Raw genomic sequence first — 1129 nt, 5'->3', positions numbered from 1 at the left:
AGCAGTGGGAACGTGAAAACGGATTTATCAGCGACGGAAACGGTCTGGAAGCTGTGGGAACTCATGGGGGAGGTTTATTCGAACCGCTGGACCCAGAAGAACGGGGCCGCACCTTCGAAGCTCTGGATTGCACAGATTGGCGCGATGACTGAGCAGCAAATCCGACAGGTCTGCCGCCAGTGCATGGACCGCTGCCGGGCGGGTGAAACATGGCCTCCGGACCTGGCTGAGTTTGTGGCGCTGATTTCAGAAAGCGGGGCCAATCCATTTGGCCTGACGGTGGATGCTGTGATGGAGGAGTACCGCCGCTGGCGTGATGAGTCCTGGCGATATGACGGAAGCGACAAATATCCGTGGCCTCAGCCTGTGCTGTACCACATCTGCCTCGAAATGCGTACCAGAGGGATTGAGCGCCAGATGACGCAGGGTGAGTTAAAACGACTTGCAGAACGGCAACTGACGAAATGGGCAAAGCATGTTGGTAACGGGATGAGTGTTCCGCCAGTGCGACGACAACTGGAAGGGGCGAAACACCCGCAAGGGCCAACGCCAATTGAACGGCTGAAACAGGAATACGAACGCCGGAAGGCAGCTGGTTTTATTTGAATCTGAGAAACGATTTTGTCGGAGGAAATTTTAATGGAAACCGTATTTGACGCACTGAAAGCAATGGGAAAAGCCACATCGGTAGAACTGGCCGCGCGACTTGATATCAGTCGTGAAGAGGTTCTCAACGAGCTGTGGGAACTCAAAAGAAATGGCGTCGTTGATAAAACTGGTCACACCTGGTTTCTGGCTGGCGAAGGTGAATCCCGGGTAACCGAAGAGCGGCCAGTAAAATCTGAAGCACAGGATATGCTGACCGGGGAGGTCGAACAAAAAGTTACCGCAGACATGATGATTGAGTTTATCGGTCAGGATGGTGCTAAAACGTGTGAGGAACTGGCGGGTAAGTTCGGCGTCAGTACTCGCAAGGTTGCCTCCACGCTGGCGGTGGTAACCGCAACGGGGCGGCTGGCACGCGTTAATCAGAACGGTAAATTTCGTTACTGCATGCCGGGCGATAATTTACCAGCAGAGCCGAAAGCCGCGCTGGTAACGGAAAGTGATGGTAAGGCCTTTCCTCAGC

The 1129-nt window shown here is 54.1% G+C and carries 2 protein-coding genes; both read left to right on the top strand.

Annotated elements, in window-relative coordinates; genetic code table 11:
* Positions 1-606 (top strand): replication protein P (locus tag ACWIGM_RS31525; RefSeq protein ID WP_454029864.1); only part of this gene is annotated, 606 nt, incomplete at its 5' end.
* Between the two features lie 33 nt (positions 607-639).
* The coding region (locus ACWIGM_RS31520) for a DUF1627 domain-containing protein (RefSeq protein WP_454029863.1) at positions 640-1129 on the top strand (490 nt) is incomplete at its 3' end.

The organism is Allobosea sp. NPDC055332, assembly GCF_053645455.1.
This window is presented reverse-complemented; position numbering and strand designations above follow the sequence as displayed.